Origin of the sequence: Clostridium sp. AM34-11AC (genome assembly GCF_003435375.1) — a bacterium.
GTDB lineage: Bacteria > Bacillota > Clostridia > Lachnospirales > Lachnospiraceae > Pilosibacter > Pilosibacter fragilis.
Genome location: NZ_QWGL01000004.1, coordinates 36,532 through 56,277, shown reverse-complemented (window position 1 = coordinate 56,277; position 19,746 = coordinate 36,532). Strand labels below are relative to the sequence as shown.

Sequence of the window (19,746 nt, the reverse complement as noted above, 5' to 3'; positions counted from 1 at the left end):
CATCCTGGAAAAAGCTGGAATAGGAGATAAAGAAATATGAATAAATACATGAAAAAACTGGCGGCGGGGCTGTTGGCGTTCGCGCTGATGGTCATGCTGCTGCCGGCTGGTGTGGTGGTTTCATTTGCGGCCAGCGGAAAACTTTCATTTTCCGACCCGACCGCTTCGGTGGGAGACCAGATATCCGTCACGATGAAGATTGCCGCGGATGCAGCACTCGGTTCCTCCGATGTGATGCTTCAGTATGATGCGGATGCCCTTGAATTTGTCAGCGGCACGAACTCCAATGGCGGAGCAGGATCTGTCCGCGTCATCGGTTCTGCGGAGGCTGCGGACCAGAAGACGTTCAGCTTTACATTAAAATTTAATGCCTTAAAGGCTGGAACTTCCTCTATCACGGTGAAATCCCAGGAAGTTTACGATGCCGACTCCAAAGCAGTGACTCTCGACCATATTGGAAGTTCTTCCGTAAAGATCAATGCGGCGGATACTTCTTCCAAGGACGCGTCCTTAGCGTCCCTCACGATCTCACCGGGTACTTTAAAACCTGCGTTCGCCGCGGATGTGACCGAGTATACCGCTGCAGTTCCCAGTGATGTGACATCCATCACGGTCAGTGCGCCGGCAAAGGACGGCGGCGCGAAGGTGGCTGTCAGCGGAAATGATGATCTCCAGGACGGAGAGAACACTATCACCTGTACCGTAACAGCGGAGGATGGGGAGACAACAAAGACCTACACCATCATGGTCACAAAGTCTGACGATGCAGCGGCTTCCAACGGTGAGACAGATGCGGGTTCCGCAGAGACAAACGCAGGGGTCATCGGTGAGGACGGCAGCTGGACTGTTGCGGATACCTTTGATGATTCTGAACTTCCGTCAGGATTTACAGCGACGGAGATCGAGTATGAGGGCAGAAGCGTAAAGGCAGCTACAGATGACTCTGGAATGACCTTACTTTATATGACAGATGATTCCGGCAACGGGGACTTCTTTGTATACAACAGCGAGACCGGTGCTTTATCCGCTTATGTAGTCGTGAAGATGGCAGAGAAGACAGTCGTAGTGCTTCCGCCTGAGTGCATCCCGGAGGGAACAGCGCTCCCGGACGGTTTTGCTGAGTGCACCATCGATATTGGAGATCACACAGTCCACGGCTGGATCTGGAAAGACAGCGGAGATTCTGCACCAGAGTACTGTGTCGTTTACGGACGCAACGAGAATGGTGAGGAAGGTTTCTACCGATACGATCAGAAAGAGATGACACTTCAGCGTTATTTCCAGGATCCGGACGCAGCGGATGCCCGAAGCAAGTACTTAAAGGTTGCTGAGGATTACAACAGTCTGCTTAAGGATTACGAGATCCGCGGAATGTTCGTGATCGGACTTTTTGCACTCAGTATTCTCTTAGTGATCATCATTATCGTTCTCTTACTCAGAAAGCCGAAGGCACCGAAGAATCCGGACCGTGACGGATATGATGACGATTACGGTGACTACGAGGGTGGACGGAAAAACAGAAAGTCTGAGCCGAAAAAGGCTCAGAAGACTGGAAAGTCCGCGAAAGCGCCGGAGAGAAGAACTGCGTCCAGACCGGCTGCCCGCCGGGAAGAACTTTTCGATGAGGAAGAGGAAGAAATCCAGATCCCGCGAAGAAGACCGGAGGCAGCCGAGACACGCCGTCCGGCAGCGAAGAGACGGGAAGCTGTGAGGACAGAGAATGTTCCAGAGAGAACAGACACTCCGGAGAGACCGGTGAGAAAGAATGTGGCGGATATGGAAAAAGATCTGTCAAAGAACCTCGCGAAGGAGGCCGCGAAGGCAGCGCCGAAAGCGGCACCGGCTGAGAAGAGGAACGAGGATGATGATGATTTCGAGTTTATCGATCTGGATCTGTAAAAGAGTATAATAAAAATGCCGTGAGAGGTAAAAGCAACCTTCTCACGGCATTTTTCGGTTGTCGCGTACTCGAAACAAACTATTGGCAACAATTTTTCGGCGGCATCAGAACGGTATATCAGATCGATTTAAAAAGAAAAATTTGGAAGAAAAAGGTCTGATTTCTGCTGAAACTCAGACCTTTTCTCTCATACGGAGCAAATTTGTAATTACCGGTTCATCTCACTGACAGGTCCTGTGGAATGATGCTCATGGATGATCCGGTCGATTTCCTTGAAGTCAGAGGACGGGAGGTCGCCCGGAACGGTGTTCTTGACGCTGGATGTGGCGTTTCCGAACTGCATGGCCTTTTCCGGATCTCCATATTTTAAGAGACCGAAGAGAACACCAGCGACATAGGCATCACCGGAACCGATGCGGTCGATCACGTCGATATCGTTGTACGGCGCTTCCGTGTAAAATTTATCGGAGCGGGCATCGTAGACGATGGAGGTGAAGTTGTGTTTTCTCGGGCTGATGACCGTGCGCTGGGTGGTGGCAACGATCTTTACGCCGTAATCAGTGGCATAGCTCTTCATGATATCCTTCAGGTCACCGGTCTTCTTGAACATGCGGCGGCTTGTCTCCTCAGATACGAAGAGGACATCGACTAACGGAAGGATCTCCTCGATGGTTTTTCTCGCTTCCTCCTCACCCCATAAGTTCGCACGGTAGTTTACGTCGAAGGAGATCGTAGCCCCGGCAGATTTGAATCTGCGGATCAGCTCCACAGCGACATTCTGCATGTTCTGGCAGAGCGCTAGGGAGATTCCGCTTGTGTGGAACATTCTCGCGGAGTGGTAGATGTCCTCCGGGATCTCGCTCATCTTGATCCTTGTGACGGAAGCCTGGTGGCGGTCATACACGATCGTAGGCTTTCTCGGAGCGGCGCCCATCTCGTAGTAGTAGAGACCGAGTCTTGCGTCCGGCGAATCATCGTAGACCAGATAGTCATCGGATACTCCGACAAAACGGATCCTGTTCTTGATAAAAGTTCCGAGCTCATTCTGCGGAAGCTTGGAAACGATACCGGTACGAAGTCCCAAAAGGGCAACGCCGGAAGCAACGTTGAGTTCTGCTCCGCCGGCACGTTTTTCAAAAATATCGCCATCGACGATGCGGGCATGGCGCGGCGGGGAGAGACGCAGCATAATCTCGCCAAATGTGATCAGATCGAAAGAATTCTTATCCATATCATTTCCTCCGGGTTCTATATGTTTTGTGAAATTTTTAGCATACTATATTCACAGTATAATCCCAGAAACGGAATTCGTCAAAGGATTTTCAGTGTTTTTTGCCTATAATTTTCAAGAAAACTGAAAGAACCGACCGGAATGCAGATGCAGGAATCAATTTGATGGAAACATGAGAAAAACATGTGAAATTCCCCCTTTAATTCTTCGGAAAAATGTGATAGTATTAAATATTATATATAACAGTTCGATATCTGGTCCTGCTGGAAAATGGCGGGAGTTAAAATAATAGAAGAAAGATGTACGGGCATGTTATTGAAAAAACGAAATGGAGGAATTGATATGGCTGAGAATATGACACCGGCTGAGGAAACAAAAGAAGTAGTTTCCAAAAACTTTATCGAGCAGGAAATCGATAAAGATCTTGCGGAAGGAGTATATGACCATGTCCAGACCCGGTTCCCACCGGAGCCAAACGGCTACCTTCATATCGGACATGCAAAATCGATCATCTTAAACTCCGGTCTCGCAAAAGAGTACGGCGGAAAGTTCAATCTTCGTTTTGATGATACGAACCCGACGAAGGAGAAGACGGAGTTCGTGCACTCCATCACGGAGGATGTAAAGTGGCTCGGGGCTGACTTTGAGGACAGACTGTTCTTTGCTTCCGACTACTTCGATACGATGTACGAGTGCGCTGTAAAGTTAATTAAAAAGGGAAAAGCTTTCGTCTGTGATCTCTCTGCTGATCAGATCAAGGAATACCGTGGTGACTTCACAACACCTGGTAAGAACAGCCCGTACCGTGACCGTTCTGTCGAGGAAAACCTCCAGTTATTTGAGAACATGAAGAACGGCATGTACAAGGACGGAGAGAAGGTTCTCCGCGCAAAGATCGATATGGCATCGCCGAATATCAACATGCGTGATCCGGTCATCTACCGTGTCGCTCACATGACACACCACAACACCGGTGACAAGTGGTGCATCTACCCGATGTACGACTTCGCTCATCCGATCGAGGACGCGGTTGAGCACATCACACACTCTATCTGTACTCTTGAGTTCGAGGATCACAGACCGCTCTACGACTGGGTCGTAAGAGAGTGCGAGTTCGAGAACCCGCCGCGCCAGATCGAGTTTGCGAAGATGTACCTGACAAACGTGGTAACGGGTAAGCGTTATATTAAGAAGCTCGTTGAGGATGGAATCGTAGACGGCTGGGATGACCCGCGTCTTGTAACGATCGCAGCCCTCAGAAGAAGAGGATACACACCGGAAGCTCTGAGAATGTTCGTAGAACTCGTGGGCGTTTCCAAGGCAAACAGCTCCGTAGACTACGCGATGCTGGAGTATTGTATCCGTGAGGATCTGAAGTTAAAACGTCCGAGAATGATGGCTGTCCTTGATCCGGTAAAGCTGATCATTGACAACTATCCGGAAGGACAGACAGAGATGTTGAGCATCCCGAATAACCTTGAGAATCCGGAGATGGGCGAGCGTGAGGTTCCGTTCTCCAGAGAACTCTATATCGAGCGTGAGGACTTCATGGAGAATCCGCCGAAGAAGTATTTCCGCCTCTTCCCGGGCAACGAAGTACGTCTCATGGGCGCATACTTCGTGACATGTACAGGCTTCGAGAAGGACGAGAACGGAAATGTGACAGAGATCCACTGCACATACGATCCGGAGACAAAGAGCGGTTCCGGCTTTACCGGCAGAAAGGTAAAAGGAACGATCCACTGGGTATCCGCTCCGACAGCCGGAAAAGTAGAGTGCCGTCTCTACGAGAATATCGTTGATGAGGAAAAAGGCAAGCTGAACGCTGACGGAACCTTGAACTTAAATCCGAACTCCAAGACAATCACAACTGCCTATGTAGAGCCAAAACTCATGGCAGCTAAGCCATACGACAGCTTCCAGTTCATGAGAAACGGTTACTACTGCGTAGACTGCAAGGACAGCAAGGAAGGACAGCCGGTATACAACCGTATCGTTTCCTTAAAGAGCTCCTTCAAGCTTCCGAAATAAAGATTTATGGAATTGATCGTACCGTTAAACGTACAGGGGGGGAGACCCTTGTACGAACAGATCTATCAGTATATCAAAGATGAGATCCGAAAGGGCAATATCAGGCCGGAAAAGCAGCTCCCTTCATCCAGGGAGCTTGCGAAGAGCCTGAAGGTCAGCCGGAGCACAACGCAGCTCGCCTACGAGCAGCTGGTGTCCGAGGGCTACCTTGAGGCGGTTCCGAGAAAAGGCTATTTTGCGGCGTCACTGGACGGAATCTTTCCGCCGGTGGCGCAGTCTGTTGCTGCCCGGCCGGATCAGAAAAAAGAGCTGTCTTTGGGCATGGAAAAGGAAAGTGTCCGGGGGCAGCTTTTTCGTGAAAAATTTGAAGTCGATTTTTCTCCCAGAGGCATCGATCTGGAAGGATTTCCCTATGCGACCTGGAGAAAGATCAGCCGCTCGGTCTTAAAAGAAGAGGACCGGGAGCTGTTTTTGAAGGGAGAGCCCCAGGGAGATCTGATCCTCAGGGAGGCGATCCGGGAGTATCTCCATGCAGCCCGCGGCGTAAACTGCGATGTTTCCCAGATCATCATTGGCGCGGGAAACGAATATCTTCTGATGCTGCTTTCCCAGATCATCGGAAGGGACGCGGTGATCGCCATGGAGAATCCCACCTACCGCCAGGCATACCGGGTGCTATCCGGTGTGGGACATAAGGTACTGCCGGTGGGGATCGATAAGAATGGATTCTGCGTGAAGGAACTTGAGGGGCAGGATGTACAGGCAGCCTATGTGATGCCGTCCCACCAGTTCCCGACAGGAACCGTAATGCCGGTGAGAAGAAGACAGGAGCTCCTTTTCTGGGCGGGAGAGCAGCCCGGAAGATACCTGATCGAGGATGACTATGACAGTGAATTCCGTTACAAGGGAAAACCGATCCCGGCACTTCAGGGGATGGACCAGAACGGATGTGTCATTTACATGGGAACATTCTCGAAGGCCATTGCTCCGGCAATCCGTGTGGGATATATGGTGCTGCCGGAGGCGCTGCTGTCGGTATACCTGGCGAAAGGAAGATTTTATTCCTCCACCGTGTCCAGGGTCGACCAGAGGATCCTGGCGAAATTTATTTCCGGCGGATATTTTGAGCGCCATCTGAACAGGATGCGCGAGATCTATAAGGGAAAACATGACGTGCTTTTAGGGGAATTAAAGCCGCTGGAAAAGCGGTTTGAGATCACAGGAGAATTCGCGGGACTTCATGTGCTCTTAAAAGACAGGAAGAAGGAGCCGGAACAGCAGCTTTTAGAAAAAGCAGCAGAAAAAAAGGTCCGCGTCTACGGACTTTCCGGGTTCTATATGGAGAGAGCGCAGGCGAAGGAGATGAGTACGATCGTTCTCGGATATGCAGGACTCACGGAGGAGGAAATCCGAAAAGGAGTAGACCTTTTACGGAAAGCTCTTGAGTAAAGAATAAGCGGATTGGATAGAAGAAAGCTGGTATGCAAAGACGCGCGCCAGCTTTTTTCGGACTTAAGTCAAGATTAGGTTTTACAGACAGCTGCACTGGGGAGAGATTGGGACAGGGCATATGCTTGTGACCAGGCGTGCATGGGAACAAAGCGCAAAAAAACGGGATACGCATCCGAAAATGCGTATCCCAAGGATTGATTCCGTTTACTGGAACACATCATGCTTCTCATATCCGAGATCAGCGGAGAGGGATGATGCGTAGAACTGTACGAGATCTTTCTGGGTGTCAAGAAACTCCGGAGTATCGACCCGGATCTCCGGGGCGATGATTCCAATGGAACCGGCGAGTTCACCGTCGGAGTTGAAGACCGGTGCCCCGATTCCAAGGGCGTCGGTGACATACTCTCCGTGAGTGATGGCGTAGCCATCCTGGCGGATCTTTTTTAATTCCTCGCGCAGGTCATCCGGGCGGACATGAGGGAAAGCCTGATCGTGGAGAATAATGTTTTTGAAGTATTCGTCGATGAAGGCCGGTGTCTGCCATGCGAGGAGGACCTTGCGGATCGCGCCGCAGTGCATATACATCTCATATCCGAACTCTTCAACAACTTTTAAGTGGCTCGGACCATCTACCTTTTCAATCACAAGTCCCTTATTTCCCACTGGAATTACGAGGTATGCGTCTTCTTTTGTCTGTTTTGCCAGCTGTGCCAGGATACCGTGGGCGGCATCCTGGAGACGGATCCCTCTTGCAGCGGCTTTTCCCAGAGGAATCAGCGCCGGGCCAAGACGGTAGGTGTGGGATCTGTCGTCGCGGATCACATATTTCTTCTCACAGAATGTCTGCAGAATCCGGTGAACCGTGCTCGGGGGCAGATCCATCGCCTCCGCCAGTTCCGCGATTGAGAAATTGCGGTTTTTTTCTTTCAGGACTTCCAATAGCTCCATGGAGCGGAGAAGACTTTGTATCATTCGGTTTTTCCTTCCTCCGTATCGTCCTCAACTACAACGGAGGATGTTTTTTCTTCCGGTACGTTTTCCTCTTTTGCAGAGTCTTTTTCGTCTGTGGGTTCCGGACATGCCGTCTCTTCGGAATCTTTAGTCTCTTCTTTTTTTACGGAATCATCCGCAGCGTTTGTGTCTTTTCCGGAATTGATTGTAATATAAGTTCTCTCTGGAGCAGGTTCCGTCTTTTCTTCTGTTTCCTCAGAAGGGGTCTCCTCTTCCTCGTATTCATGAAAATCCTGGTCCAGCTCATCGTTGAAGGATTTTAATTTCAGATAGTAGGAGATACCGGCCGCAACTGCGCCGCCGAGCATCGCGCCAAATGCGATAAGAAGGCCTGATTTCTTTTTTGACATGGTTTATTCTCCTTTCCGCTGCATTACGCGGTTCCGAAAATCTGAGGATTCCGCCTGCAGCCGCCAGTCTGCTATTTATAATCATAATCGAATTCCAGGGAAAATGAAAGACATAATTATGAAAAAAGTTAAAAAAATGTATAAATTATTCAAGTAAATTGCCGGATTTCACCAGAAAACGGGAACTAGACAGCACAGCGGCATGCAGACCCGCAGAGAGGTTCACAAATTTTTTATAAAATAATTAGCACTCGTGACTTGACAGTGCTAACAACATGTGCTATAACATGACTTGTGACGAGGGGTCAGGGAAAAGACCTGAGTCAGACTGAAGAAGATAAAAATGAAAAAGAATTGTGACTGAAATTACAGGATAGTCGCAAGAGCTTGTAAAATGACAAGGAGGAGTCAGTAATGAAATTAGTACCATTATTTGACAGAGTTGTTTTAAAACAGTTAGTTGCAGAAGAGACCACAAAATCCGGTATCGTTCTTCCGGGTCAGGCAAAGGAAAAACCGCAGCAGGCAGAAGTGATCGCTGTTGGTCCTGGTGGAGTTGTTGACGGCAAAGAGATCAAGATGCAGGTAAAACCGGGCGATAAGGTAATCTACTCCAAGTACTCCGGAACAGAAGTAAAGGTAGAGGAAGAGGATTATATCATCGTTAAGCAGAATGATATCCTTGCAGTGATCGAATAATCGGAGAAATTATATCCGGGACCGCGTGTGCGAAGCGCTCAGGGCGGTCTGAAATTCAGAATTCAGAACGAAGTAACCGGAAAATGGTTACAGGAAATCTTGATTGGAGGAATTTTAACATGGCTAAGGAAATTAAATATGGCGTTGAAGCCAGAAAAGCTCTTGAAGCTGGTGTAAATAAACTTGCTGATACTGTCCGCGTAACGATCGGACCGAAAGGAAGAAACGTTGTTCTCGATAAATCCTTCGGCGCTCCGCTGATCACAAACGATGGTGTTACCATCGCGAAAGAGATCGAGTTAGAAGACCCGTTTGAGAACATGGGCGCACAGCTCTTAAAAGAGGTTGCCACAAAGACAAACGATGTTGCCGGTGATGGTACAACAACAGCTACCGTTCTCGCACAGGCGATGGTAAACGAAGGTATGAAGAACCTGGCTGCAGGCGCTAACCCGATCGTATTAAGAAAGGGTATGAAGAAAGCCACAGACGAGGCTGTCAAAGCAATCGCAGAGATGAGCGAGCCGATCAGCAGCAAAGACCAGATCGCAAGAGTTGCAGCAATCTCTGCAGCAAGCGATGAGGTCGGTGAGATGGTTGCAGACGCAATGGAGAAGGTTACAAACGACGGCGTTATCACCATCGAAGAGTCCAAGACAATGAAGACAGAGCTTGACCTTGTAGAAGGTATGCAGTTCGACCGTGGATACATTTCCGCATATATGTGCACAGATATGGAGAAGATGGAGGCAACTCTTGACGATCCGTATATCCTGATCACAGACAAGAAGATCGCTAACATCAACGATATCCTTCCGCTCCTTGAGCAGATCGTAAAGACAGGCGCAAAGCTTCTTATCATCGCTGAAGATATCGAGGGTGAGGCTCTCACAACTCTTATCGTCAACAAGTTAAGAGGTACATTCAGCGTTGTAGGTGTTAAGGCACCGGGCTACGGCGACAGAAGAAAAGAGATGTTAAAGGATATCGCGATCTTAACAGGCGGTACTGTGATCTCCGATGAGCTTGGTCTTGACCTCAAGGATGCTACAATGGAGCAGCTTGGCCGTGCAAAATCCGTTAAGGTTCAGAAAGAGAACACCATCATCGTTGACGGTCTCGGCGACAAGAAAGAGATCGCTGACAGAGTTGCCCAGATCAAGGGCCAGATCGAAGAGACAAAGTCCGATTTCGACAGAGAGAAACTTCAGGAGAGACTTGCGAAACTCGCTGGCGGCGTTGCAGTTATCCGCGTAGGTGCTGCTACTGAAACAGAGATGAAGGAAGCAAAGCTCCGTATGGAAGATGCTCTTGCAGCTACGAAGGCAGCTGTCGAGGAAGGTATCATCGCAGGCGGCGGTTCTGCTTATGTTCACGCAGCAGAGAAGGTTGCAGCCGTTGTAAATGAGATGGAAGGCGACGAGAAGACAGGCGGAAAGATCATCTTAAAGGCTCTTGAAGCTCCGTTATTCCATATCGTATCCAACGCAGGCCTTGAGGGCGCTGTGATCGTTAACAAAGTTAAAGAGCTCTCGGTTGGCCAGGGCTTCGATGCTTACAATGAGATTTTTGTTGATATGATCAAAGCGGGTATCCTTGATCCGGCTAAGGTTACAAGAAGTGCATTACAGAACGCAACAAGCGTTGCTTCCACACTTCTTACAACAGAGTCTGTTGTTGCAAACATCAAAGAAGAGACTCCGGCAATGCCGGCAGGTGCAGGCGGAATGGGCGGAATGATGTAATCCATCTCCGAAACTGCAAAATTTTAGGAAAATTAATAAAGCCATCGGCGGTTCTGTGAGCCGTCGGTGGCCTTTTTCATGTAACAGGAAATTCCCTGTCATATAAAAATACGAACAGTTCAGGGCATTTTTGAGAGCCTGCTGTTCTGGTATTCCCCGGACCAGGTTACATCCCGGTCGAACCAGGAGAGAGGCGGGAATTCTCTGGCATCCTCCTCGCAGGTAAACTCGATCTCCGCAAGCATGAGACCGGCGAATTTTCCCTCGAAGACATCGAATTCCACAGTGAGATCCTCACGACCCGGAACCGGGATCAGGTAGCGCTTTTTTGTGAGAATATTTCCGTCAGCTTTTGTGAGAAGATGGGTGTAGGCTTCTTTTGTCAGTGGGAGATTATATTCCTCTCTGGCGAGAAGTCCTTTGGATTTGTAGGTGAGGTAGCAGGTATCATCCTCCTTACGTACCCGGATTACCGGCTCTGTGCAGAGGTAGGCCTGTTCGATTTCATGACAGGGGAAAGACTCATAGTTTTCAGGCGGGGTCATGACAAGAAATTTGCGTTCGATTTCCATAATTATGTCCTTTCTGGATTTTCGGCTGCTGCCTGCGCAAGGCGGGAACAGTAACATATTGTAATAAATCATACCATATTGCAAGGAAAAAGTAAGGTCTTTTATTTGCAAATATGGTACAATCATTGTAAGAAAAGTTGCTGTTTATGAATGAAAAATCCCCGAACAGCAACAGGAAAAAGAAAAATATCTGGCAACTGGTCATACTTTGATGATGAAAACAGAAGGAGGAACAGCGTATGTGGACAAGGGCAGAATTAAAAGACAGAGCGAAAATGTGTCTGAGCCGTTATTACTGGGCGGCGTTTCTTGTGAGCCTGATCTTTGCGATCCTCAGTGGATTTGGCGGATCGAACGCGAATACCCAGAGGATTACAAGTTATCTGGAGCAGAATGAATCAGGAAACAGTCAGACCGATCAGAGTAGTCTCATCCCTGGCGAACTGGGAGGAGATGGAAGTCTTAGCGGAAATACTGGGAGTGGTCTTGCCAGCGGGATCGAGCTTGTCCCGGGACTTGGTGATGCCTACGGACCGGGAGCCGGAAATGCCGGATCTATGGTTGCGAGCAACCTGTTTTACCGGCTTTTTGCGGGGGCTGTGATCGTTATTGTGATCATTTCCGTCGTGATCGGAATTTTTGTACAGCCATTGTTTGAGATCGGACGAAACAGATTTTATATGGAGAGCCGCGTGACGGGACAGTCGGCGGGCATTGGAAAACTTTTCTGGGGATTTTCCAACGGATATTTAAAGCTTGTGGGGACCCAGTTCCTTCGGGGACTGATCACAGAGAGTGTTGTGATCCTGGCCAGTCTGTTGGGATTTCTTGTGATCTTGTTTAATGGTGTTGAATGGATCGGTAGTGTATTTTGGGCAGTAATGATATGCGCTACGATAGGAGCTTTTGTTTCTGTTTATTTCCAGTACTGCTATCTGATGGTTCCATATATTCTTGCTGAAAACCCGGATATGAAGACGATGGAAGTTTTAAGACTCTCGAAAGAGATGATGGATGGACAGAAATGGAACGCCTTTGTACTCGGCCTTTCCTTCCTGGGATGGCAGCTTTTAGGAACCCTGCTCTGCGGTATCGGAACCTTCTTCGTTCAGCCATATGTGGATGCAACCTTTGCGGAGCTTTACGCAGTGCTTCGCGGACCATATTCGGGACGCCTGAATGGATTCGGAGGGGAACCGTTTGTACAGAATAACGCGCGTTACGGTGGTCAGTATGTGGAGCCGGACAGTGTGAGAGATGTCGGTGAAAGTGGAAATTACGGTGGTTATGGTTTCTATGGAAATGGAAATGGACAGAACCAGAACAGCGCTCCGGACAGCTGGAGTGATGTGCCGAAGGAGACATATAAGTACAACGGACCGGAGCAGACCATCAATCCGTCTGTTTCAGGGCAGGCCGCTGCAAATGACCGCGGAACGGATGTGAAAAAATCGGAAGGTGGACCGGGACGCGGATATTATCTGAATGGAAAATTTTATTCGTATACGGATGATGAGAAAAGCGAGCAGTAACCTCTGGAAAACTTCCGGAGGCAGATTGGCAAAGAAAGGTGAGAAGTTTTAAATGGCAAAAGTATACGCGTTTGTGGCAGACGGCATGGAAGAGGTAGAGTGCCTGGCTGTGTGTGATTGCTTGAGAAGAGCAAAGGTGGATGTGAAGCTTGTATCCATCATGGGAAGAAAGATGGTGACAGGTTCCCATGGATTTAAGATCGAGGCGGACAGCCTGTTCGAGGAAATCACGGACGATGCTGACGTATTGTTCCTTCCGGGCGGACTTGCCGGAACGAACAATCTGAAGGCGCATGAGGGACTTGCAGAGATGTTAAAAGCCCATGCGACAGCAGGAAAACGCCTGGCTGCGATCTGCGCGGCACCGAGTATCTTAGGGGAGCTTGGCCTCGTGAAAGGCCACCGCGCCACATGCTATCCGGGCTTTGAGACGAAGATGGAGGGCGCGGACTGCAGAGGTGACGGCATCATCACAGACCGCCTGATCAGCACCGGGCGCGGTATGGGCTGGGCAATCGACCTTGGTTTAGAGCTTATCAAACTCCTGGTCAGCGAAGAAGAGGCTGAAAGGATCAAGGCAGCGATCCAATACATAAAATAGCCGTATGTTTGTGTAAATACAGGTATTCATCAGAAAGTTTTGGAATGCCCGGTGCACCAGGGCATTCCTTTTTGGCGCGGCAGGCCGCTGAAAGAATGTCAGGAACAGCAGATACGGCAGTCTGCGCCTGGAAAAAATTAAGGAAAACCGTAAAACCCCTGTGTTTTTCTGGAATTTTTACAATTTAGGTCTGGTCTTTTCAAACGTCTTATGTTATAATTCCAAGCGGTGCTATGTGCGCGTGACGGAGAAGTGATGCCTGCGGGCGGATTTTTCGCTGAGCGGCGGTCATAATGCCGGAAAACGTGTAACGCCAAAAAGCGGCAGTTACGAGATTATACGGGCGGGAAATTTCTATTCCCCGCTATCGATATATTTAAGGAGGAACTCATAAAATGAGCGTACAGGTGGAGAATTTAGAGAAGAATACGGCAAAACTTACAATTGAAGTGCCGGCAGAAAAGTTTGAGGAGGCTGTACAGCACTCCTATAATAAGAATAAGGGTAAATTCAATATCCCGGGCTTCAGAAAAGGAAAAGCTCCGTTCAACATGATCAAAAAAATGTACGGCGTTGGCGTATTCTACGAGGATGCTGTTGATGAAGTGATCGACGCAAGCTATCCGGACGCTGCAAAAGAGAGCGGTCTTGAGATCGTTTCCCGTCCGTCTATTTCCATTGAGGAGATCGAGGAAGGCAAAGCTTTCGTTTACACAGCAGTTGTAGCTGTTAAGCCGGAAGTTACTCTTGGCGAGTACAAGGGCGTAGAAGTCCAGAAGACAAAATCTGAGGTTACAGAGGAAGATATCGAGACAGAGATCAAGCGCGCAAGAGAGAAAAACTCCCGCCTTATCACTGTTGAGGACAGAGGTATCGAGGATGGAGATCAGGTAACGATCGATTTCGACGGTTCCGTAGACGGAAAGAGATTTGAGGGTGGCAAGGCTGAGGACTATCCGCTTACGATCGGTTCCCACACATTTATCGATAACTTCGAGGAGCAGTTAATTGGTAAGACAACTGGCGAAGAGTGCGAAGTAAACGTAACATTCCCAGCTGAGTACCATGTAGAAGAGTTAAAGAACAAACCGGCTGTATTCAAAGTAAAAGTAAAAGAGATCCAGAGAAAAGAGCTTCCGGAAGCTAACGATGATTTCGCAAGCGAGGTATCTGATTTCGATACAATGGAAGAGTACAAGAAGGACCTTACAGAGAAGTTACAGGCTGAGAAGATTGAAGCAGCTAAGACAGCGGACGAGGACAAGGTCGTTGCTAAGGTGATTGAGAACGCAACAATGGAGATTCCGGATCAGATGGTTGAGGAGCAGGTAAACGGCATGGTGAACGACTATGCGCGCAGACTTGAGAGCCAGGGAATTTCCTTCAAGCAGTACGTTGAGATCACAGGCATGACAGCTGAGAAGATCGGCGAGCAGATGAAGCCGCAGGCGATCAAGAGAATCCAGACAAGACTCGTTCTTGAGGCAGTTGTAAAGGCTGAGAACATCCAGGCTGACGACGCAGCGGTTGAAGAGCAGTTCGACAAGATGGCTGAGGACTTCAAGATGGATAAAGAACAGATCAAGGGTATGTTCGGCGAAGAGCAGATGGCACAGTTAAAGGAAGACCTTGCAGTTCAGAAAGCAATCGACTTCCTTGTAGCTGAGGCTAAGTTCGTTGACTAAGTAAAGCAACATACTTTACGACTAATCTGCACGGAAAACATGGTGGGGAATGGTCCGACAGAGGGCCAAAAACCACATACAGAGGGGGTTGCTGCGGAGAGTTTTTCTGCGGCAATCCCTCATCGGTTATACAGGGATAGTTCCAAAATATGTGAAAAAAGGTGGATTTCTGCCGGGCCGGTCCCAGACACAGGCGACAGATTCACCGGAAAAGTTACTGTTCACGCCTTGCGCAAACAGTAACTGATTTTGCCGATGCTTCGCATTCCGAATCGGCAAAATCCACTACCGCCACTGTATTGTACGGAATTTTCAGTTCAGAAAATTCCTACCCGTGTACAGTAACCCGGAAAATGCATAAAAAGGAATACTTTGGTAACAGATATAAAAGAAAAGATGGAGGAAAAAATATGAGCTTAGTACCTTACGTGCTTGAATCTACAAGCAGAGGAGAGCGTTCCTACGATATCTATTCCAGATTATTAAAAGACCGTATCATTTTCCTCGGGGAGGAAGTAAACGACGTGACAGCAAGCCTTGTTGTTGCACAGCTTCTTTTCCTGGAGTCCGAGGATCCGAATAAGGACATCAACCTTTACATCAACAGCCCGGGTGGTTCTGTAACGGCCGGTATGGCGATCTATGATACGATGAATTACATTAAATGTGACGTGTGCACCACCTGTATCGGTATGGCTGCAAGTATGGGCGCGTTCCTTCTCTCCAGCGGCGCGAAGGGCAAACGCTTCGCACTTCCGAATGCTGAGGTCATGATCCATCAGCCGTCCGGTGGAGCCCAGGGACAGGCGACCGAGATCAAGATCGTTGCAGAGCAGATCTTAAAGACAAAAGAGAAGCTCAACAAGATCCTGGCTGCAAACACCGGACAGCCGCTCGACGTGATTGCCCGCGACACAGAGAGAGACAACTACATGACAGCCGAGGAAGCTGCCGCATACGGTCTGATCGACCGCGTGATCTCCGGCCACTAGGACCGGACGGCGCGAAGGCGGAAAACAGTGCCGGAGCGCAGCGAGACATAAAGAATTTAGAATTGAGGTGCGAACATGCCAGTAAGACCAGAGGAAAAGATCAGATGTTCCTTCTGCGGAAAGAATCAGGATCAGGTCAGAAAAATGATCGCCGGTACCAACGGCGTCTATATCTGTGATGAGTGTATCGAACTCTGCAGTGAGATCCTTGAGGAAGAACTCGGAAACGAGGAGGAGGAGAGACCGGATTTCTCCGGAATCAACCTCTTAAAACCGAAGGAGATCAAAGAATTTCTGGACGACTATGTGATCGGACAGGATGAGGCGAAGAAAGTTCTTTCCGTGGCTGTTTACAATCATTATAAGAGAATCACATCGAAGATGGAAAGTGATGTTGATCTTCAGAAGAGCAACATCCTGATGCTCGGTCCGACCGGCTCCGGCAAGACTTATCTTGCGCAGACACTTGCGAAGCTTTTAGGTGTTCCGTTTGCGATCGCAGATGCAACGACGCTGACTGAGGCCGGTTATGTCGGCGAGGACGTGGAGAACATCCTCTTAAAATTGATCCAGGCAGCAGATAATGATGTGAGCCGTGCGGAGTACGGTATTATTTACATCGATGAGATCGATAAGATCACAAAAAAATCCGAGAATGTGTCCATTACCCGTGATGTTTCCGGCGAGGGCGTCCAGCAGGCGCTGTTAAAGATTCTGGAAGGTACTGTTGCAAGCGTTCCGCCTCAGGGCGGCAGAAAGCATCCGCAGCAGGAGCTGATCCAGATCGATACGACAAACATCCTGTTCATCTGCGGAGGTGCTTTCGACGGTCTGGAGCGGATCATCGAATCCAGACTGGAGACAAGTTCCATCGGTTTCGGCGCGAAGATCGTGGATAAGAAAAATACGGATATCAGCAAGCTGTTAAAGCAGGCGATGCCGCAGGATCTCACGAAATTCGGCCTGATCCCGGAGTTTGTGGGAAGAGTTCCGGTTATGGTATCCTTAGACCTTCTGGATGAGGATGCCCTTGTGCGGATCCTCACAGAGCCGAAGAATGCCCTCGTAAAGCAGTACCAGAAGTTATTCGAGCTGGATGATGTGAAGCTGGAGTTCACTCCGGATGCCGTCCACGAGATTGCCCATATGGCAGTAGAGAGAAAGACAGGCGCCAGAGGACTCCGCGCGATCATGGAATCCGTCATGATGGATACGATGTACGAGGTTCCGTCTGATTCCAATGTGGGAATCTGCACCGTGACGAAGGACGCGGTGGACGGAAAGGAAAAGCCGGAAGTCGTTTACCGCGACGTGACGGTGCCGAAAAAAGCATTGGCCGGAAGATCCAGAAAAGAGAGTAACGGGGAGATCGCGTAACGGACGGCGTTCCCGTATGAGAAAAATTGTACCTGCAGGACCCGTATCCCGCAGATAAGAGGGGCTGCTGCGCACAGAAATGTCACGGCAGCCTTTTTACACAACAGAAATTTGCCCGTAACTGCTGACAGGCATCGGAAAGAAGCCGGGCAGTTGCGTTCATAGGAGAAATAATGGAAGATAAGAAAATTACGATGCCGGCGGTGGCACTCCGCGGACTCACGATCCTTCCGGGAATGGTACAGCATTTCGACATCAGCCGGGAAAAATCGATCCGCGCCATTGAGACAGCCATGATGGGAAACCAGAAGGTATATCTCGTGACCCAGCGTCATCCGGAGCAGGAAACACCTGCGGTCGCGGATCTGTACCAGATGGGAACGATCTCCCAGATCAAACAGCTCGTGAAAATGCCGGGCGGTATCATCCGTGTGATGGTGGAAGGCGAAAAGAGAGCGGCGCTTCTCACTCTGTTTGAGGAGGGACCGTATCTGGAAGCTGAGGTCGAGGAAGCGCCGATGCAGGAAGAACAGCTTACCGACACTGTGAAGGAAGCCATGAGCCGGATCGTTAAGGAAAAATTAGAGGAATTCGGAAACGCGAATCCGAAGGCTGTGAAAGATTTTATCGGAAGTCTTCTTGTGATCACGGATCTGGAGCAGCTTCTGACCCAGACAGCAAATGAATTTCCGTGGGATTTTGCTGTGAAGCAGGAGATGCTGGAGTGTGATTACTGGAGCCATCTGTATGACCGGATCGTGTACTACCTGATGCGGGAACTCGAGATCCTTATGATCAAGCGGGATTATCAGGGAAAAGTGAAGGAGCACATCGATAAGAACCAGAGGGATTATATTTTAAGGGAAGAATTAAAAGTGATCCGTGAGGAACTGGGAGATGACAGCGGGACGGAAGATGCCGACGGATATATGGAACAGCTGGAAAAGCTGAACGCGGACAAGGAAACGAAGGAAAAGATCAAAAAAGAGATCCAGCGTTTCAAGGGTATGCCGGGAGGAAGTCAGGAGGCGAATGTTCTCCGTACCTATATCGAGACGGTGCTTGAGATGCCGTGGAAGAAGGTCTCAAGGGATAATCAGGATATCATTCACGCGAAAGAGATTCTGGAGGAGGATCATTATGGTCTGGAGAAGGTTAAGGACCGTGTACTGGAATTCCTTGCGGTCCGTGCCCTCACAAAGAAAGGCACAAGCCCGATCCTCTGCCTTGTGGGACCGCCCGGAACAGGTAAGACCTCCATCGCGAGATCGGTTGCCCGCGCCCTCGGAAAGAAGTATGTCCGGATCAGCCTTGGCGGCATTCACGACGAGGCGGAGATACGCGGACACAGAAAGACATACGTGGGAGCGATGCCGGGCCGTATCGCCGATGCAATGCGTCAGGCAGGCGTGTCAAACCCGTTAATGCTTTTAGATGAGATCGATAAGGTCTCTGCCGACTATCGGGGAGATGTCTCCTCAGCACTTTTGGAGGTCCTTGATGGGGAGCAGAACGTGAAGTTCCGCGACCACTATCTGGAGATCCCGCTGGATCTCTCAGGCGTTCTCTTTATCGCGACGGCAAATGATGCGTCGACAATCCCGAGACCGCTCCTTGATCGTATGGAGGTTATCGAGGTATCCAGCTATACAGAGAACGAGAAGTTCCATATCGCAAAGAAGTATCTCATTCCGAAACAGTTAGAGAGAAACGGCCTTACGGAGGAGATGCTTTCCTTCAGCGATAAGGCATTGGAGAAGATCATCCACAACTATACGAGAGAGGCCGGTGTGAGAAATCTGGAGCGCCGGATCGGTGAGATCTGCAGAAAAGCGGCGAGGGAGTTTCTGGAAAAGAAGAAAAAAACTGTGCATATCACAGAGGGAAATCTTCAGAAGTATCTCGGAAAAGAGAAGATCACCTTCGAAAATGCCAATGAGGAGGACGAGGTCGGAATCGTAAGAGGTCTTGCGTGGACAAGCGTCGGCGGCGACACACTTCAGATCGAAGTGAATGTAATGCCGGGTGATGGAAAGCTTCAGATGACAGGACAGATGGGTGATGTCATGAAGGAATCCGCGCAGATCGCGCTGACTTACGTTCGTTCCGTGGCAGACCGGTACGGTGTGGAGAGCAGGTATTTTAAGGAACATGACCTGCATTTACATATCCCGGAGGGTGCCGTGCCGAAAGATGGTCCGTCTGCGGGCATTACGATGGCAACAGCCATGCTCTCCGCGGTGACCGGAAAGAAGGTTTGCGCAAGCGTTGCCATGACCGGTGAGATCACATTGAGAGGCCGGGTACTGCCGATCGGCGGTTTAAAGGAAAAGACATTGGCAGCAAGAATGGCACATATGAAGAAGGTTCTCGTACCGGATAAGAACCGTCCGGATATGGCAGAGATCTCGAAGGAGATCACGAAAGGCATGGAGATCGTATTTGTGAAGACTATGGATGACGTAGTACGCGAGGCGTTCGTGTAATGCGAGGCTACAAAGGTTGGCGGCTTTCTGACAGGCCTTGCCTGTTAGAGGGCTGTTGACTCTGGTATGTAAAAACAATGGT

General features: G+C 49.4%; 15 protein-coding genes. 11 read left to right on the top strand and 4 right to left on the bottom strand.

Annotated elements, in window-relative coordinates; translation table 11 throughout:
- Positions 1–36: 36 nt before the first annotated feature.
- Positions 37–1,899 (top strand): cadherin-like beta sandwich domain-containing protein, encoded by a 1,863-nt coding sequence (locus DW826_RS04680; protein WP_117552182.1) that lies wholly within the window; start codon positions 37–39, stop codon positions 1,897–1,899.
- A 209-nt stretch (positions 1,900–2,108) separates the two neighbouring features.
- Here DW826_RS04680 and DW826_RS04675 read toward each other — a convergent pair whose 3' ends face one another.
- Entirely contained in the window at positions 2,109–3,131 is a 1,023-nt protein-coding gene (locus DW826_RS04675; RefSeq protein ID WP_117552181.1) for a sugar kinase, read from the bottom strand.
- A gap of 342 nt (positions 3,132–3,473) precedes the next feature.
- On the opposite strand from DW826_RS04675, the gene DW826_RS04670 reads away from it, so the two are divergent.
- Both DW826_RS04670 and DW826_RS04665 read left to right on the top strand, forming a co-directional pair.
- Positions 3,474–5,162 carry a glutamine--tRNA ligase/YqeY domain fusion protein gene (locus DW826_RS04670; RefSeq protein WP_117552180.1) on the top strand — a complete coding sequence of 563 codons (1,689 nt, stop codon included), beginning with the start codon at positions 3,474–3,476 and terminating at the stop codon, positions 5,160–5,162.
- 48 nt (positions 5,163–5,210) lie between these two features.
- The gene (locus tag DW826_RS04665) at positions 5,211–6,611 is read left to right on the top strand and encodes a PLP-dependent aminotransferase family protein (RefSeq protein WP_343220980.1); all 1,401 of its coding nucleotides are present in this window, start codon (positions 5,211–5,213) and stop codon (positions 6,609–6,611) included.
- A 207-nt stretch (positions 6,612–6,818) separates the two neighbouring features.
- Here DW826_RS04665 and DW826_RS04660 read toward each other — a convergent pair whose 3' ends face one another.
- Positions 6,819–7,586: an IclR family transcriptional regulator gene (locus DW826_RS04660; RefSeq protein ID WP_015554838.1), complete on the bottom strand. Its 768-nt coding sequence runs from the start codon at positions 7,584–7,586 to the stop codon at positions 6,819–6,821.
- On the bottom strand, positions 7,583–7,975 hold the full coding sequence (locus DW826_RS04655; RefSeq protein ID WP_117471847.1) for a hypothetical protein: 393 nt from the start codon (positions 7,973–7,975) through the stop codon (positions 7,583–7,585). The genes DW826_RS04660 and DW826_RS04655 overlap by 4 nt, the downstream gene beginning before the upstream one ends.
- Positions 7,976–8,389: 414 nt before the next feature.
- Between DW826_RS04655 and DW826_RS04650 the strand changes: the two genes are divergently transcribed.
- The gene (locus tag DW826_RS04650) at positions 8,390–8,674 is read left to right on the top strand and encodes a co-chaperone GroES (protein WP_015554836.1); all 285 of its coding nucleotides are present in this window, start codon (positions 8,390–8,392) and stop codon (positions 8,672–8,674) included.
- A gap of 119 nt (positions 8,675–8,793) precedes the next feature.
- Entirely contained in the window at positions 8,794–10,419 is a 1,626-nt protein-coding gene (groL, locus tag DW826_RS04645; RefSeq protein WP_117471848.1) for a chaperonin GroEL, read from the top strand.
- A gap of 119 nt (positions 10,420–10,538) precedes the next feature.
- Here groL and DW826_RS04640 read toward each other — a convergent pair whose 3' ends face one another.
- A complete protein-coding gene (locus DW826_RS04640; protein ID WP_117471849.1) occupies positions 10,539–10,991 on the bottom strand; it encodes a CYTH domain-containing protein in 453 nt (150 codons plus the stop codon).
- 239 nt (positions 10,992–11,230) lie between these two features.
- Between DW826_RS04640 and DW826_RS04635 the strand changes: the two genes are divergently transcribed.
- The 6 genes from DW826_RS04635 to lon all read left to right on the top strand — a co-directional run bounded on the left by DW826_RS04635 (position 11,231) and on the right by lon (position 19,664).
- Positions 11,231–12,523 carry a DUF975 family protein gene (locus tag DW826_RS04635; RefSeq protein ID WP_117471850.1) on the top strand — a complete coding sequence of 431 codons (1,293 nt, stop codon included), beginning with the start codon at positions 11,231–11,233 and terminating at the stop codon, positions 12,521–12,523.
- 52 nt (positions 12,524–12,575) lie between these two features.
- The gene (locus DW826_RS04630; protein ID WP_015554832.1) at positions 12,576–13,124 is read left to right on the top strand and encodes a DJ-1 family glyoxalase III; all 549 of its coding nucleotides are present in this window, start codon (positions 12,576–12,578) and stop codon (positions 13,122–13,124) included.
- Between the two features lie 395 nt (positions 13,125–13,519).
- Positions 13,520–14,809 (top strand): trigger factor, encoded by a 1,290-nt coding sequence (gene tig, locus DW826_RS04625; RefSeq protein ID WP_117469832.1) that lies wholly within the window; start codon positions 13,520–13,522, stop codon positions 14,807–14,809.
- Between the two features lie 410 nt (positions 14,810–15,219).
- Positions 15,220–15,801, top strand: coding sequence for an ATP-dependent Clp endopeptidase proteolytic subunit ClpP (gene clpP / locus DW826_RS04620; protein WP_015554830.1), 582 nt, complete (start codon positions 15,220–15,222; stop codon positions 15,799–15,801).
- Positions 15,802–15,876: 75 nt separating this feature from the next.
- Entirely contained in the window at positions 15,877–17,178 is a 1,302-nt protein-coding gene (clpX, locus tag DW826_RS04615; protein WP_117469831.1) for an ATP-dependent Clp protease ATP-binding subunit ClpX, read from the top strand.
- Positions 17,179–17,351: 173 nt separating this feature from the next.
- Positions 17,352–19,664, top strand: a complete 2,313-nt coding sequence (gene lon / locus DW826_RS04610) for an endopeptidase La (protein ID WP_015554828.1) — start codon at positions 17,352–17,354, stop codon at positions 19,662–19,664.
- Positions 19,665–19,746: the final 82 nt, after the last annotated feature.

Excerpts from the sequence above, each read along its gene's own strand:
- DW826_RS04680 (WP_117552182.1), top strand. The coding sequence starts at position 37 with ATGAATAAATACATGAAAAAACTGGCGGCGGGGCTGTTGGCGTTCGCG.
- DW826_RS04675 (WP_117552181.1), bottom strand. The coding sequence starts at position 3,131 with ATGGATAAGAATTCTTTCGATCTGATCACATTTGGCGAGATTATGCTG.
- DW826_RS04670 (WP_117552180.1), top strand. The coding sequence starts at position 3,474 with ATGGCTGAGAATATGACACCGGCTGAGGAAACAAAAGAAGTAGTTTCC.
- DW826_RS04660 (WP_015554838.1), bottom strand. The coding sequence starts at position 7,586 with ATGATACAAAGTCTTCTCCGCTCCATGGAGCTATTGGAAGTCCTGAAA.
- DW826_RS04655 (WP_117471847.1), bottom strand. The coding sequence starts at position 7,975 with ATGTCAAAAAAGAAATCAGGCCTTCTTATCGCATTTGGCGCGATGCTC.
- DW826_RS04650 (WP_015554836.1), top strand. The coding sequence starts at position 8,390 with ATGAAATTAGTACCATTATTTGACAGAGTTGTTTTAAAACAGTTAGTT.
- groL (WP_117471848.1), top strand. The coding sequence starts at position 8,794 with ATGGCTAAGGAAATTAAATATGGCGTTGAAGCCAGAAAAGCTCTTGAA.
- DW826_RS04640 (WP_117471849.1), bottom strand. The coding sequence starts at position 10,991 with ATGGAAATCGAACGCAAATTTCTTGTCATGACCCCGCCTGAAAACTAT.
- DW826_RS04635 (WP_117471850.1), top strand. The coding sequence starts at position 11,231 with ATGTGGACAAGGGCAGAATTAAAAGACAGAGCGAAAATGTGTCTGAGC.
- DW826_RS04630 (WP_015554832.1), top strand. The coding sequence starts at position 12,576 with ATGGCAAAAGTATACGCGTTTGTGGCAGACGGCATGGAAGAGGTAGAG.
- tig (WP_117469832.1), top strand. The coding sequence starts at position 13,520 with ATGAGCGTACAGGTGGAGAATTTAGAGAAGAATACGGCAAAACTTACA.
- clpP (WP_015554830.1), top strand. The coding sequence starts at position 15,220 with ATGAGCTTAGTACCTTACGTGCTTGAATCTACAAGCAGAGGAGAGCGT.
- clpX (WP_117469831.1), top strand. The coding sequence starts at position 15,877 with ATGCCAGTAAGACCAGAGGAAAAGATCAGATGTTCCTTCTGCGGAAAG.
- lon (WP_015554828.1), top strand. The coding sequence starts at position 17,352 with ATGGAAGATAAGAAAATTACGATGCCGGCGGTGGCACTCCGCGGACTC.